The organism is Edwardsiella tarda ATCC 15947 = NBRC 105688 (genome assembly GCF_003113495.2).
GTDB lineage: Bacteria > Pseudomonadota > Gammaproteobacteria > Enterobacterales > Enterobacteriaceae > Edwardsiella > Edwardsiella tarda.
The window spans coordinates 2,137,810-2,153,105 of the sequence record NZ_CP084506.1; the positions used below are offsets into that span (position 1 = coordinate 2,137,810).

The window sequence follows — 15,296 nt, forward strand, 5'->3', positions numbered from 1 at the left end:
CCAATATTGAGGATCACCCCACGCCTCGCCTAGTCTGTTCCCTATAGCGTTTGAGTTTTTCCCCCATGCGCGTGATGATAAATTCGCCACCCGACGCACACAGCCGACTGGCAAGATCATGGCGCAACAGAAAAGTAACCGGTTGCAGCCTGAAGGATGCAATTAGCCTACTAAAGGATAATAGTGATGACATTTAATTTCGATGAAGTGATCGACCGCCGTCACAGTGACAGCGAGAAATGGGGCAAATATGCGGGACAGGACACAATTCCACTGTGGGTCGCCGATACCGACTTCCGCTCGCCACCGGCCGTCATCGAGGCCTTGCAACAGCGGGTGGCGCACGGCGTATTCGGCTACGGCGCGCCGCCCGCGTCGCTGATCGCCCTGTTTGTCGAGCGCATGGCGCAACGTTATCAGTGGACCATCCAACCCGACTGGCTGGTGTTCCTGCCGGGATTAGTCTGTGGTCTTAACCTCACGGTGCGCGCCCTGACCGCCGCGGATCAAGGCACCTTGGCCCCTCACCCTATCTACCCCCCTTTCATGAAGTCGGCCCACCTGGCCGGGCGTAGCCAGACGGCGATGCCACTCACCTTGCGTGACGGGCGTTGGGTGGTCGATCTGGCGGCGGCCGAAGCGGGAATGAGCGGACAGGAACGGCTATTGATGCTGTGTAACCCACAGAACCCGGGGGGAACGGTCTACCGGCGCGAGGAGTTGGCGGCACAGTTAGCCTTCGCCCAACGCCACGACCTGCTGATCTGTTCCGACGAGATCCACTGCGATCTCCTGCTGGAGCCGGGCGTACGCCACACGCCGATCGCCGCGCTGAGTTCCGATGCCGAACGGCGCAGCGTGACGCTGATGGCGCCCTCCAAGACCTTTAACATCGCCGGCCTCGGCGCCTCCGTCGCCATCATCCCCGATGCCCAGCTGCGTAGCCGCTTTATCGCGGCACGTACCGGCATCGTTCCGCAAGTCGATATCCTGGCCTTCGTCGCCGCTGAGGCCGCCTATCGCCACGGCCAACCCTGGCTGGATGCACAGTTGGACTATCTGCGCGCCAATCGCGATCACCTTAGCGCGCGCATCAACGCCATGCCGGGGCTACGTACCGTCAGCGTCGAGGGGAGCTACCTGGCCTGGATCGATGCCAGCGCCCTGCCCGTCGAGCAACCGCAGGCGTTCTTCGAGCGCGCGGGGGTCGGGCTCTCCGACGGGGCCGACTTCGGCGCGCCACGCTTCGTGCGCCTCAACTTCGGCTGTCGGCGCGCCCTGCTCGATCAGGCGCTGGATCGTATGGCGCAGGCCATCGCCACGCTCTAGGTTAGGCGCGCTCGCTGGCGACGATCGCCCGCAAGGTATAGGGGTGAAACTTGATCGTCGTCAGCCGATCACCGACGGCGAGCGTCGGATTGGGCAAGCGCTCGCCTTCGCCCTGCGGGTGGCTAAAGGTGAGGCTGATCCCCGGCGCGAGCAACCCCTCATCCGGCAGCAATGCCAGGGCACGGCTATGCAGCGTGGCCGGATCGCCCGCCAAGACCAGCTCCACATGCTGCCAGCCCTGATGCGGGTAGCGCTTCGCCCCCGGATACGGCAGCTCGACACAGTCGATCGACCAAGGCCCGACGCGCAACGGTTGCGCCAGATCGAATAGACAGATCGGGCGGCCATTGATCGGATTCTCGGCCAGCAACGTGGCGCAACGCAGGAAGCCACGCCGCCAGCGCTCGGCGGTCTCCCGTTCGTTGCAACGCAGCGAAATGTGATCCGCCGTGAAACGTGCCAGATCCAGCGACAGTGAGTCCGCCAGCGCCGTTAATGCCGCTTCGAAACGCGTCAGATCCGCCGCTAACTCCTGTAGCTCGTCGATATCGGCTAAGTTATTCATGCCCTCTCCCGTAATGATAGGTGCATCGCCCCTGACGGCGACGCCAAAACCGAGGCGCGTACTCTACCGCGCCGCGCGCGCCACATCCATCCCCCACGCGTGCCCCCACAGGGAAAGGCGCACAGGTGCTGACGGCAGTAGTGATTTCACCTATAATGGCCGGCTGTTTTCCGTCGCATCATATCATTCGGCGGTTAGGATTCGGTTTTCACATTCACGATGCCGGCGCCCACGGCGACCGGTGCGAACAGCTTAAGGTAACCCTGTGAATATTCAGGCACTTATTTCAGATAAAGTCACTCAGGCGCTGGTTGCAGCCGGTGCGCCGGCCGACAGCGAGGCCCTGGTTCGTCCTTCCGCCAAAGTCCAGTTCGGCGACTATCAGGCCAATGGCATCATGGCGGCGGCGAAAAAAATGGCTATGCCTCCACGCCAACTCGCCGAGCAGGTGGTGGCCAATCTGGCCCTGGATGGGATCGCCAGCAAGGTAGAGATTGCCGGCCCGGGTTTCATCAATATCTTCCTCGACGCCGCCTGGCTGGCTGACCAGGTCGATGCCGCACTGGCGGATCCACGCCTGGGCGTCGCTCGCGTCGCGCCGCAGACCATCGTCGTGGACTACTCTGCCCCAAACGTCGCCAAAGAGATGCACGTCGGTCATCTGCGTTCCACCATCATCGGCGATGCCGCGGTACGCACCCTGGAGTTCCTCGGTCATAACGTCATTCGTGCCAACCATGTCGGCGACTGGGGTACCCAGTTCGGCATGCTGATCGCCTATCTGGAAAGGGTGCAAAGCGAAAGTCAGGCTGGCGAGATGGCCCTGGCCGATCTGGAAGCCTTCTACCGTGAAGCCAAGAAGCACTATGATGAAGACGCCGCCTTCGCCGAACGCGCACGCGGTTACGTGGTCAAGCTGCAGGGCGGTGACGAATACTGCCGTGAGATGTGGCGTAAGCTGGTCGACATCACCATGCGCCAGAACCAGCGCAACTACGATCGTCTGAACGTCACCCTGACCGATGACGATGTGATGGGCGAGAGCCTGTACAACCCGATGCTGCCGGGCATCGTGGCCGATCTGAAGGCCAAAGGACTGGCGACGGAGAGCGAAGGCGCCACCGTGGTGTTCCTCGACGAGTTCAAGAATAAAGAAGGTGAGCCGATGGGGGTCATCGTCCAGAAGAAGGACGGCGGCTACCTGTACACCACCACCGACATCGCCTGCGCCAAATATCGCTACGAGACACTCGGCGCCAATCGTATCCTCTACTATATCGACTCACGCCAGCATCAGCATCTGATGCAAGCCTGGGCCATCGTGCGCAAGGCGGGTTATGTCCCGGAATCCGTCAGTCTGGAGCACCACATGTTCGGCATGATGTTGGGCAAGGACGGTAAACCGTTCAAGACCCGCGCCGGCGGCACCATCAAGCTGGCCGATCTGCTGGATGAAGCCACCGAGCGCGCCGCCAAGCTGATCGCCGACAAGAACCCCGAGCTGAGTGGCGACGAGCTGAAAGAGCTGGTGGAAGTGGTCGGTATCGGCGCAGTCAAGTATGCGGATCTCTCCAAGAACCGCACCACCGACTATATCTTCGACTGGGACAATATGCTGGCCTTCGAGGGCAATACCGCCCCCTATATGCAGTATGCCTACACCCGCGTGGCCTCCATCTTCAAACGCGCGGGTATCGATGAGAACAGCCTCAGCGGTGCCGTCATCCTGACAGAGGAGCGTGAGAAGGCGCTGGCGACTCGCCTGATGCAGTTTGAGGAGACCATCCTGACGGTGGCGCGCGAGGGCACCCCGCACGTCATGTGTGCCTACCTGTATGAGGTCGCCGGGTTGTTCTCCAGCTTCTACGAGGCCTGTCCGATCCTCAACGCCGACGACGAGCACGTCCGCGCCAGCCGCCTGAAGCTGGCCGCCTTAACGGCACGCACGCTGAAAACCGGCCTGGATACCCTGGGTATCAAGACCGTCGAGCGTATGTAACCGCCTAGGCATATGCCGCATCGCAAGCCACCCGCTGTCTAGCCGGTGGCTTTTTTATTCGCCGCCCGGCGTCCGGGCATGGCGGTTTAGGCCGATCGCCGCCTCCCGATACCGCCCCCTATCGAGCCGAGCGAGCAAAGCGATCCGCCGCCGACGCCAGCGGGGCAGATCACGCCTGGCAGGGTGAGTCTGTGCCGCGCGACAGCATCGCCAAGGTCGCGCCGTGATCCGATGAACGATGCGGGGAAAAAAAATCCCCGGCAATGCCGGGGAGTCGGCGCGCACCGAACCTAGCGCCGCCGTGGCGCGCGTGACGCGCTGAGGAAATGCCGAGCGCGGATAGGCGTTATAACACCGCGCTACGGGTAAAGTCGCGCAGGCGGAAACCCAGTAGCGCCAATACCGCAAAGTAGCTGGCGGCACCGGCGATCACCAGCCCCATCAGCCGCAACAGGCGATAAGGCATGCCGCCGACATCCCAGGCGGGCATCCACCACATCATGCCGACCAAGACGGCCGCCATCACCAACACCGCCGCCAACAGCTTCAACAGGAAGCCCAACCAACCGGCCAACGGCGTGAACAACTTCTGACGGCGCAGCTGCCAGTAGAGCAAACCGGCATTGAGGCAGGCGGCCAAGCCGATAGAGAGCGAGAGCCCGGCGTGCTTCAGCGGACCGATGAAGATCAGGTTCATCACTTGGGTCAGGATCAGCGTCACGATGGCGATCTTGACCGGTGTCTTGATGTCCTGGCGTGAGTAAAAACCCGGTGCCAAGATCTTGACCATGATGATCCCCAGTAATCCCACCGAATAGGCGACCAAGGCACGCTGCGTCATCGCCGCATCAAAGGCGTTGAATTTACCGTATTGGAATAGCGCCACCGTCAACGGCTTAGCGATCACGCCGAGCGCCACGGCACAGGGTAAGGCCAGCAGGAAACAGAGGCGCAGCCCCCAGTCGAGCAGGCGGTTATAGTCGTCCAGCCGCCCCGAGGAGAAGCTCTTCGCCAGCGAGGGCAGCAGGATCGTTCCCAGCGCAACCCCGAGGACACCCGAGGGCAACTCCATCAGCCGGTCGGCGTAATACATCCAGGAGACCGAGCCGGAGACCAAAAAAGAGGCGAAGATGGTATTGATGATCAGGGATATCTGGCTCACGGAGACCCCGACGATCGCCGGCCCCATCAGCTTAAGCACTCGCCAGACACCCCGATCGTGCAGATTGATGCGCGGCAAGACCAACATGCCGATCTTCTTCAAGTGCGGCAACTGATAACCCAGTTGCAAGACGCCCCCCACCAGCACCGCCCACGCCAGCGCCAACACCGGCGGATGGAAATAGGGCGCGGCGAACAGCGAGAAACCGATCATGCTGACGTTAAGCAACGTCGGGGCAAAGGCCGGTACCGAGAAGCGGTTCCAGGTATTCAGCACCGCGCCGGCCATCGAAGCCAGCGAGATCAACAGAATATAGGGAAAGGTAATGCGCAGCAGCGCACTGGTCAGCGCAAACTTATCCGGCGTATCGGCGAAGCCGGGAGCGGTGGCATAGATGACCCAGGGGGCGGCCACCATCCCCGCCACGGTCACCAGCGCCAAGATCAGGGTCAACAGGCCGCTGACATAGGCGACGAAGGTACGCGTCGCCTCCTCGCCCTGCTGGTTCTTATACTCCGCAAGAATCGGCACGAATGCCTGAGAGAAGGCGCCCTCGGCGAAGATACGCCGCAAAAGGTTAGGCAGTTTAAAGGCGACAAAGAAGGCATCGGTCGCCATCCCGGCACCAAAGATCCTTGCTACCAGCGCGTCGCGGGCGAAGCCCAACACGCGCGAAAACATGGTCATCGAGCTGACCGCAGCCAGTGATTTAAGTAGATTCATCGGTTCATCGTCAGGGTTGCGGCCCCGCCGTCCATCGCTGGCGGGGTGGAAATAGGCCAACTAGTCTACTTATCCCCGAACGAATAGCCAGTGCAGGATGTAACAAAAGGCTCGGATTTCAGACGCTAGGCGCGATATTGCGCAGAGGGAAGAGGACTGGGGCCACGACGGGGCCCCGCGCCGTTTATTCGTCGGACAACAGGCTCGCCAAACGCCGTTTCAAGTCGGCGACCTCCGACTCCAGCGCCGTGACTCGTGCGCTCAATTCATCCGTCTCCACCGCCGCACTCGCTGTATCTACCGCGGCGCTCTCCGCCCCGATCGCCGCTTCGCCGCAGAAGAGATGCGCGTAGCGACTCTCTCGCCGTCCCGGCTCACGCGCCAGACGCACGACGAAGGGGCCATCTTCACGCTCCGCCAGGCGGTTCAGCGCCTGCTCCGCCTCATTGACATCGGCGAAGGCATACAGCCGGTTGCTACGGGTACGCAGCTCTCCCGGTGTCTGTGGACCACGCAGTAACAGGCAGCAGATCAGCGCGACCTCCGCCGGGCTGAAGCGCAGATCGCCAAACTCGGAGTTGCAGAAGCGGTGTTCATACTTCACCACGCGACTGCCCGGGGCGTTGATGCTACGGATCTGATGCTTACGTACCAACAGATCCAGGGCGTTCTGCACCTCGCTTTCGCTCAGATCCAATACCGGCTCTCGATTGGTCTTCTGGTTGCAGGCGGTGGTCAGGGCATTAAGCGATAACGGATACTGTTCCGGCGTCGTGACCTGCTTCTCAAGGAAGCAGCCGATGACGCGTGCCTCGATCGGGGAAAGAATATGTTTAATCATCTGCGGTTATCTCCTGGTAAACCCGGCCATGGGGCCGCATCAGCGCCCCGGCGTCCAATCGGGGGTAGTCAAGGCGGTCAGCACGTGATCCTGCCACTTCCCATTGATTAATAAATAGTTTTTAGCATAGCCCTCTTTTTCAAAGCCGAGGCGCTGCAGTAGCGCGCCGCTGCGCTGATTATGGGGCATGTAGTTGGCCATAATGCGATGCATGCGTTGCTGGCGTTGCATATAACGGATCGCCGACTGCAACCCCTCATACATCATCCCCTGCCCCTGCCACTTGGCCGCGACAGAGTAACCGAGGAAACAGGCATGAAAGGCGCCGCGCAGCACGTTGCTGAAGTTGGCGACCCCACGCACCTCCTGCTCATCTTGCCCCAGCAAAATAAAATAGAAGGCGCTGCCCTGCTTCTGGAGTTCACGGATCATCGACAAGCGCGCCTGCCAACCAGAAGGATAACAGTGGCTTTCATCGCGTATCGGCTCCCAGGGACGCAAGAAGTCTCGATTTTCCGCGTAGTAATCCGCCAATCGGTGGGCATCGCGCTCGCTTACCAAACGAACGACTAACCGATCCGTGGTCAGGTGGACCTTAGGGCCCGTGTTGCCATAGCCAAACATGCATCCCTCCGTATGCGTTGCCCTCATCGAATAGCGCCGCACCGCGCGTGGCCCGCGAACGCTGTTACTGATTACTATAACCTCTCCCTCTTCCGGCGGTAAGTCATTGACTGATGTTATAATGTCCAAACGCGCCGCCCCGTCAGCAATTTCTCTCGGTTCTGCTGGCTAGTTAACGCTATATGCCAAAATTTTCTGAATCCACAATACAATTTACTGTTTATTCAGCCATTCTATGACTTCCTCTGTCATTAGTGCCCAGAACGGGCGAAAATAGTACCGCTCGGTATCAATTTCTTACTTGCGCTTACGCTTAATGGTGGAACATGTCGCTGGTATTACAGGCCAGGCGATCGGGAAAGTACTTTCTGCTGATCGATAACCTACTGGTCGTGCTCGGTTTCTTTGTCGTATTCCCGTTAATCTCTATCCGCTTTGTCGACCAATTAGGTTGGGCGGCACTGATGGTCGGTATCGCCCTCGGCCTCCGTCAGCTGCTACAACAGGGGCTCGGCATTTTCGGCGGTGCCATCGCCGATCGCGTCGGTGCTAAGCCGATGATCGTCATCGGCATGTTGCTACGCGCCGCCGGCTTCGCCACGATGGCGGTCGCCAGTGAGCCGTGGATCCTATGGGCCTCCTGCGCCCTCTCCGCCCTCGGCGGTACGTTGTTCGATCCCCCGCGAACGGCCTTGGTGATCAAGCTGACTCGTCCCCATGAGCGTGGGCGCTTCTACTCGTTGCTGATGATGCAAGATAGCGCCGGCGCGGTGGTCGGCGCGCTGATCGGTAGCTGGCTATTGGCCTATGACTTCCACTATGTCTGCTGGACCGGCGCATTGATCTTCGTGCTGGCCGCCGCCTGGAACGCGTGGCTGCTCCCCGCCTATCGCCTATCGACGGTCCGTGCGCCGGTCGGCGAAGGGATGCTACGCGTGATCCGCGATCGCCGCTTCCTCACCTATGTGCTCACCCTGACCGGCTACTACGTGTTAGCGGTGCAAGTGATGTTGATGCTGCCGATCGTCGTCAACGATATCGCCGGTGGACCAAGCGCCGTTAAATGGATGTACGCCATCGAGGCGGCGCTATCGCTGACGCTGCTCTATCCCATCGCCCGCTGGAGCGAGAAGCGCTTCCGGTTGGAGCAGCGCCTGATGTTTGGTCTGTTACTGATGACCCTAAGCCTGTTCCCGGTAGGTCTCAGCGGCTCACTCCCGTCGCTGTTCGCCCTGATCTGCTGCTTCTATCTCGGTTCGATCATCGCCGAGCCGGCGCGGGAAACCCTGAGCGCCTCGCTGGCCGACGCGCGGGCGCGGGGCAGCTACATGGGGTTCAGTCGTCTGGGTCTGGCGCTGGGGGGCGCCCTGGGTTATACCGGTGGCGGTTGGATGTATGACCTCGGGCGCTCCTTCGCCATGCCCGAACTGCCGTGGGCCTTGCTCGGTCTGATCGGCCTATTGACCTTAGCGATACTGTATTGGCAGTTTAGCCTACGTGCGCCCTGTGCGGTCCGTCAGCCGCGCTCCAGCTGACCCCGGCGGCGGGGATTCGGCCTTATCCGATCCCCGTCGTGCGCCATAAGGTGTATGCTGTCATGGAGTTAGCGCATGATACGCCTCTCCAGGCACGGGTGTTTCCCCCGCGCGCGCTGTGTCACAATGCATTTTTTCCTGCGGGTTGTTCCCGCCGCCGAGGCTTGATTAATGAAAAAACTATGGTTCACCGCCGCCCTGTTGGCGGCCGGTCTCTTGTTGAGCGCCTGTAATAAGCTGACCAGTTACAGCATCAGCGAGCAGCAGATTAACAGCTACCTGGAGAAACACAGCCAGTTTGAAAAACAGATCGGGGTTCCCGGCTTGGTGGATGCCCGTATCACCCTCAGCCAGCTCAGCAGCCAAATCGGGCGTAGCGAGCCGAACACCATCACCCTGAGTGGCCATGCCAACGTCGCCATCAGCTCGATCCTCGGCCCCCAGCAGAGCGAGTTGACGCTAACCTTGCGCGCCAAACCGGTCTATCAGCGTGAACAGGGGGCTATCTACCTACGCGATCTGACGCTGGTGGATTACCAGGTGCAACCGCAGAAGATGGAGACCATCATGAAGGCGCTGGCCCCCTATCTAAACCAGTCGCTGCGGACCTACTTCGACCAGGAGCCGGCCTACGTGCTCAACCCGGAGAAGAGCAATGCCGAGGCCATCGCGCGTAAACTGGCCAAGGGACTCGAAGTCAAACCCGGCGAGCTGGTGATCCCGTTGACGGAGTGATCGTCACGCTGCATCGCCAGGCTATCATGACAACGGCGCCCTTGGGCGCCGTTGTCGTCGGTAAGATCGGTACGGTGTTTAGGCGTCGCCCGCCTCGTCAGCGACGTCCTCATCCTCCGCCAGATCGTCACGCAGCGCCTGCAACGCCTCACGCGCCAGTTCCGCCAGCGTACGATAGAATGGCGTGCGCGCATGCGCTTCAACCTTGCCTAAAAACGCCCCGGCCCAGGGCATCAGATAGCTATCGAACAGGCTGGCCTGCGCCAGCAGTTCATCGCTCTGCGCCTGATCTTCCAACCAGGAAGCCGCCAGCAGCAACTGGGCGAAACTGTCCGCTGCGCCGCTTCCCAACGGCATGCCGCGCTGTAGCAGGAAATCACGTACCTGCTGCTCACAGGCCCCTTCCACATAGGCGCTGCGCTGAGTCGCTACCGCCCCATCCGCACCGAACAGCGCCTGATAATCCTGAGCCAATGCCTGACGATCGGTGGCCGCCGCCTGGAGACGCGTCAACAATGCCTCCTGCTCCAACGGCCAGTGCTGCGCCAGACGATTCTGCTGCAACAGGGTAAACAGCGGATCCAACAGGGGATCCTGTGGCTGGCGGGCGAACAGCGAACCCAGCAGACGACATACCATGGAAAACTCGTTCATATCCGTTCCTGCAATCGATCGTTCAAAGTGACAATGTCACAAATTTAGAGAGTTACCACGCGGCAAACTCGGGGATAGCGCGATGGCCTCGGCGCTGTAAAAAGTCGAGCACACGCCGCGCGGAAGCATTCAATACCCGCTCCGGCGGGAAGTTTACCTCATTCAGGATCGAGATACAGTGGCTAAAGTTCCCCATATCGAAGGCGATATGGGCATCGGAGCCCAGTGACAGCCAACCACCGGCATCGCGCACCGCCGCCGCAATGGCGCGGCAGTTGTCGGCGCTCCCGACACGCGAATGGATAAAAGAGGAGTTATTCAACTCCAGCGCCACCTCATAGCGTGCCGCCGCCTGAGCGACGGCGGGAATGTCTATCGGATATTTATGATTGCCGGGATGAGAGATGATATCCACCTCGCCGCGCGCCATCAGCGCCAATAACGCGCTGGTATGGTAGTCCCGATCCTGCGGGGCGAGTACCGGCTCATGAAAACCGGCGATCACCAGATCCATCTCCGTCCACATGCGTCCCGGACAGTCGATCTCACCACGTTCATTTTTGATGTTGGCTTCGATCCCTCGCAGAATGCCAACACCATCGACACAGCGTGGCCAAACGCGCATGTTCATAAAATGCCAGAGATGGGGGGCATCGGCCATCTCCGGGCCATGATCGGTGATGGCGAAGAGCCGTAGCCCACGTGCCGCCGCCTGGGCGATATAGTCGTGCAGCGTGCTATAGGCATGGGTGCTGGCGACGGTATGCATGTGTAAATCGACGGGATACATCATCTCTCCTTGCTGGGTGTCCGCGCGCCGCTCGCGCGCGCTGGCAAAATCACCTGTCTACGGTAACAAAAAATGCGCCATGATTCATACCCTGCCCCTCACTCCCCCGCGCCTCGTGCCTCTTTTCGCCTATTAGTACAACGATTAAACCCATTGTTTGCCACATTGTTTATATTATCGCTTTGTTTTATGATGCCACTATCTATAGCGTATTCACTGCTAACGGTAGCGTAACCGTGTAGCGACGTTCTATTTCAGGCCCACTGGTTTTAATTGGGAGTTGCCGCTATGATTCTCGAAAGAACGTTGCGTAGAGCCGTTGCGGGCCTTTTCGTTATCTTATTTATCAGCACCGCCGCCTTAGTCGTTTATAGCAGTGCGCGCGAATGGCAAAATATGCGCCTGGTGACCTCGGCGATCGTGAATGGCATTTCAAAAAGTCAACTAGATAATGATAATCGGAATATTCAGCGACGCAGTAAAATTATCGAGTACGTCACAAAAAGAGCCGACCAAGATATGGATCTGTTTAGCGTTGCGCGCGATCTACATTGGGGCAGTAGCGTCTATTGGCTGGATGGCACACACCTGCGCCTCTTGGATCAGGACGCGCAAGATCGACTCTCTCACGACAAGAAGCTGGCGCTCATCGCCCAGTTACGCGTCCATCCTCAGCCTTATTGGTACGGCCACCTCGATCGCGGCGAGACCGTACTCCCCTATCTGAAATATACCACCCAGGCGGGAAAGGTATTACTCTTTCTACTGGATATTAATGGTCTGGAAAAGGTACTGGATGAACACAGTGCTACCACCCCCATTTATCTCTATGTCTTCGACCAAGAGAATAGATTGATCGCCCGTTCAGCCAATGCGCCGACACAACTGCCCGATAGCATCCGTGGTGACAATCTCCATACCAGCCGCCCGTTTGAAATAAAGGTTAGCCAACAAAATGCGTTGTTAAATGGTAAACAGGCGACCCTGGTAGGCTATATTCCCGCCGCCTATCTGTTAAAACTGATCGGTTTTAACCTGCTCTATTTTATTTTGTCATTTAGCTGTGCAATATTTTTCTTGCGTTATTTCTACAAAAAGATCAAGCGTGAGATCGAGCAGGAACGAGAAACCTTTTTAGCCGGCAAAACGCCGTCGCATACGCACGGCCTCTTCTTTAACGACGCGGTGAAGCGGCGCGTCGAGCTGGATAACCACGCACTGTTACGCGATCCCTTAACCAAGCTGTACAACCGGCGTAAGTATGATTACGACATCGCGCAGCGTCTGTACCAAAAGCACCCCTTTTACCTGCTGTTACTCGAACTGGATACCGCCTCTAGCGACGACTCACTCGCCACACACGAAGCGGAAGAGTTGCGCCTGACGCAAGTCGCCGCCCTCTTCGCTCAGTATCAAGAGGGATGGCGCTTCTACCGACTCGGTGGGGAGGTCTTCGCCGCCCTGCTCGATAAACGACACGTGACGGATCGTCGTGCCCTAGCCCAATGCTGTGACACGCTCCTGGCCGAGGCGGCGCGTAGGCACGCCTGCCTCAGCATCGGAGCCAGCGACAGCGCTGAGGCCAGCGAGCGCCTGGTGCTACAAACCCTGGCGGACAATCGGCTGTATATCAGCAAGCATCACGGGAAAAACTGCGCGACCTTACCGCCGGAGCGCCCGCCGGTCCCCACACCGAGCGGAGCCAATGCGTGGCCGGATCAATAGCCGCGGGCGATATCTACCACCCCTTCAGGATGACGCCCGGCCTCGATGGCACGGATATTATCGGCGATATAGTCCATCGCCACGGGTGCCAGCGTGATCGCGGCGATATGCGGCGTCAAGGTGACGCGTGGATGCTGCCAGAAGGGGTGATCGCCCGGCAAGGGCTCGCGGGCGAACACGTCCAGGGTCGCCGCGGCCACCTGACCGCTGTCGAGCGCCGCCAACAAAGCGTCCTCATCCAGATGCACCCCGCGAGCCAGGTTAATGACATAGGCCCCGGCATTCAACTGCGCGAACAGTGACGCGTTCAGGATACCGACCGTCTGCGGCGTATTTGGCAGTAGGTTGATCAGTAACTGTACGCCATGCAGGAAGGGCGCAAGCTGATCGTTACCGTAGAAACTCTGCACCTGGGGATAATCTTTCACCCCACGGCTCCAGCAGCGTACCGGTAAACCAAACGAGGCCAAGCGGCGCGCGACACGTCCCCCCAACACCCCTGCCCCCAACACGCCGATGGTGAACGTCTCGGCTTCATGCGGCGCCAGATAACGCCAAATCCCCTGGCGCTGTTGCTGCGCATACTCGTCGAAACGCCGGAAGTAGCGCATCACCGCGGCGACTGCGTACTCCTCCATCTGTTGCGCCATCCCCGTATCTTCCAGGCGCACCAATGGGATCCCCGCCGGCAGCATGCCGGGGTGTTCGCGCGCCTGCGACAGAATGGCATCGACGCCGGCGCCCAAGGCGAAGATGGCGCGCAGATCCTGGCGTTCGGCTAACATCTCATAGGGGGGTTGCCAAACCAAAGCGTAGTCCGCCGGGGCGTTATCGCCCGGTAGCCACTGACGGATACGCGCCTGCGGCAAGCGCTGGCGCATGCCGTCCAGCCAGGCTTGAGCATCGAAAAAAGGATGGTAATAGATGATCTCCACGTCGGCCTCCTGAGGGATGATGGCGGCATCGCTGCCACCCGGTTAGCGGATAAAAAAACGGCGAATACCCTTTTGTCAGGATCTCCGCCGTCTGTCAACGCCGAGCGCCATTATTGCTTAGCGCCGCCTATCATTGCTCGCAGCGACTCGCCGCCCCTGCTTTTGCCGTCTCCTGGCGGGCGATCAGGCGCCGAAGCAACGGTACCAGCAACACCAGGATCACGCCGGTAACGATCGAACCCCACCCCAGCGCGTTAAACACCGAACTATAACCGGGGTTCGTCTCCAGCGGCGTATTGCCACTATTCTGCGGCATCAGCCCCGAGACGTAGCCCGCCAGCACAGAGGCCACCCCGGTGACCATCATCCAGCAGCCCATCATCAAGCCTTGCAGGCGTGCCGGTGCCAACTTACCGATCATCGCGTAACCGATAGGAGAGATCAGCAGTTCGCCCAGGCTTTGCAGCAGATAGCTGATGGCGATCCATTTAAAGGCGACCAAACCATTCGCTCCGGCCAGCGAAATGCCCAGCGGCAAGACCAGCATCCCCAAGCCCATACAGAACAGCGAGGCGGCAAACTGAGAGGGAATATCGATGCGCATCCCACGCTCACGCAACCATTTAAAGAGCCAGGCCATCAGCGGTCCGCCGATGACGATCACCAGGGTATTGATGTTCTGGATCCACTGTGGCGCCACACGCCAGCCATAGACATTCAAGTCGATATTATGTTCGGAGAACAACATTAGGCCCATCGGTGCCAATTGATACAACGACCAGAATACCAGGGAGCCCAGCGCCAAGATCAGGTAGGCCACCATGCGGCGCCGCTCTCCCTCTTGGCGATGGCGCGCCGTCATCACGCACAGCAGGGCGAAGACCACGATACCCAGCAAGATAACGAAGTTACTACTGAAACCGGCATGCGTCAGCAGGATACGCAGCACCGGGACCAGCGCCACCAAGATCAACAAGCCAATCAGCATACGGCCATAGAACGCCCGACCGCCAATGTGGCGTAGCGGAGTATTGATGTCGGCCAGAATACGCCAGCGTGACAGCGTGACCAGGATCGCCACCGCATTACCCAAGGTGGCGAACAGGAACAACGCCCGGTAATTCTCCGTCAACTGGAAGTAACCCGCCACGGAGAAACCGATGAAGAACCCCAGGTTCATCCCGGCATAGTTCCACAAAAACGCGCTCTCACGGCGGTTATCGTCCGGCGCGAAGCGTTGGGTCAGCATCATGTTGATACAGGTGACATTCAGACCGCTACCGGTCAGGAACATCGCCAACCCCCAATACAGCCCGGTGACGCCCAGTTCGGCGATCAGATAACAACCGATGACCTGCAGCACCATCCCCAGGACAAACAGGTTACGGTTACTCAGACAGCGTCCGCCTAAGTAGCCACCGAACAGATGCAAACCGTAGTTGAAGGCGCCGAAGATCCCCATCATGGCGTTGGCTTGGCTCTCGCTAAAGCCGAGACGCTTGGTGGCATACAGCACCAGGGTGGAATAGAGCACGGCGAAGCCAAGGGTGGCAAACGTCTGAATGAAGAATAGGGCGCCGGTTCCCGATGGTACCGCGCCTTGATGAGAGTGGGTGGTCGAAGCGTTCACCGCTTTTCTCCTCGAACGAAGGGGCTAGTCACAACTCATCCTGAGAACT

General features: G+C 59.5%; 13 protein-coding genes. 5 read left to right on the plus strand and 8 right to left on the minus strand.

The genetic code is table 11. The annotated features are described in order from the left end of the window. Positions 1-186 precede the first annotated feature (186 nt). Positions 187-1,329 (plus strand): MalY/PatB family protein, encoded by a 1,143-nt coding sequence (locus DCL27_RS09930; protein ID WP_005284843.1) that lies wholly within the window; start codon positions 187-189, stop codon positions 1,327-1,329. 1 nt (position 1,330) lies between these two features. Here DCL27_RS09930 and DCL27_RS09935 read toward each other — a convergent pair whose 3' ends face one another. After that, positions 1,331-1,894 carry a VOC family protein gene (locus DCL27_RS09935; RefSeq protein ID WP_005284840.1) on the minus strand — a complete coding sequence of 188 codons (564 nt, stop codon included), beginning with the start codon at positions 1,892-1,894 and terminating at the stop codon, positions 1,331-1,333. 265 nt (positions 1,895-2,159) lie between these two features. Between DCL27_RS09935 and argS the strand changes: the two genes are divergently transcribed. Beyond that, a complete protein-coding gene (argS, locus tag DCL27_RS09940) occupies positions 2,160-3,893 on the plus strand; it encodes an arginine--tRNA ligase (protein ID WP_005284834.1) in 1,734 nt (577 codons plus the stop codon). Between the two features lie 346 nt (positions 3,894-4,239). Here the strand turns inward: argS and murJ are convergent, their stop codons facing one another. From murJ to rimJ, 3 genes are all read right to left on the minus strand, one after another. Next, positions 4,240-5,778 (minus strand): murein biosynthesis integral membrane protein MurJ, encoded by a 1,539-nt coding sequence (gene murJ, locus DCL27_RS09945; RefSeq protein WP_005284831.1) that lies wholly within the window; start codon positions 5,776-5,778, stop codon positions 4,240-4,242. A 184-nt stretch (positions 5,779-5,962) separates the two neighbouring features. Then, on the minus strand, positions 5,963-6,619 hold the full coding sequence (locus DCL27_RS09950; protein ID WP_080582842.1) for a YceH family protein: 657 nt from the start codon (positions 6,617-6,619) through the stop codon (positions 5,963-5,965). Positions 6,620-6,658: 39 nt separating this feature from the next. Beyond that, on the minus strand, positions 6,659-7,243 hold the full coding sequence (rimJ, locus tag DCL27_RS09955; RefSeq protein ID WP_005293125.1) for a ribosomal protein S5-alanine N-acetyltransferase: 585 nt from the start codon (positions 7,241-7,243) through the stop codon (positions 6,659-6,661). Between the two features lie 326 nt (positions 7,244-7,569). On the opposite strand from rimJ, the gene mdtH reads away from it, so the two are divergent. Next, complete coding sequence (mdtH, locus tag DCL27_RS09960; RefSeq protein ID WP_005284822.1) at positions 7,570-8,778, plus strand: multidrug efflux MFS transporter MdtH; 1,209 nt, start codon at positions 7,570-7,572, stop codon at positions 8,776-8,778. Between the two features lie 171 nt (positions 8,779-8,949). After that, a complete protein-coding gene (locus DCL27_RS09965) occupies positions 8,950-9,513 on the plus strand; it encodes a lipoprotein (protein ID WP_005284817.1) in 564 nt (187 codons plus the stop codon). A 78-nt stretch (positions 9,514-9,591) separates the two neighbouring features. On the opposite strand, the gene DCL27_RS09970 is transcribed toward DCL27_RS09965, so the two are convergent. Together DCL27_RS09970 and DCL27_RS09975 are read right to left on the minus strand one after the other, a co-directional pair. Then, a complete protein-coding gene (locus tag DCL27_RS09970) occupies positions 9,592-10,167 on the minus strand; it encodes a TorD/DmsD family molecular chaperone (protein ID WP_005284815.1) in 576 nt (191 codons plus the stop codon). A 52-nt stretch (positions 10,168-10,219) separates the two neighbouring features. Further along, positions 10,220-10,957, minus strand: a complete 738-nt coding sequence (locus DCL27_RS09975; protein ID WP_035599160.1) for a phosphatase — start codon at positions 10,955-10,957, stop codon at positions 10,220-10,222. A gap of 519 nt (positions 10,958-11,476) precedes the next feature. On the opposite strand from DCL27_RS09975, the gene DCL27_RS09980 reads away from it, so the two are divergent. Continuing rightward, positions 11,477-12,682 carry a diguanylate cyclase domain-containing protein gene (locus DCL27_RS09980; RefSeq protein ID WP_223931119.1) on the plus strand — a complete coding sequence of 402 codons (1,206 nt, stop codon included), beginning with the start codon at positions 11,477-11,479 and terminating at the stop codon, positions 12,680-12,682. Here the strand turns inward: DCL27_RS09980 and ghrA are convergent. Together ghrA and DCL27_RS09990 are read right to left on the minus strand one after the other, a co-directional pair. After that, entirely contained in the window at positions 12,676-13,617 is a 942-nt protein-coding gene (gene ghrA / locus DCL27_RS09985) for a glyoxylate/hydroxypyruvate reductase GhrA (RefSeq protein ID WP_005284804.1), read from the minus strand. The genes DCL27_RS09980 and ghrA overlap by 7 nt on opposite strands. A gap of 130 nt (positions 13,618-13,747) precedes the next feature. Beyond that, a complete protein-coding gene (locus DCL27_RS09990; RefSeq protein WP_005284801.1) occupies positions 13,748-15,247 on the minus strand; it encodes a peptide MFS transporter in 1,500 nt (499 codons plus the stop codon). Positions 15,248-15,296 lie beyond the last annotated feature (49 nt).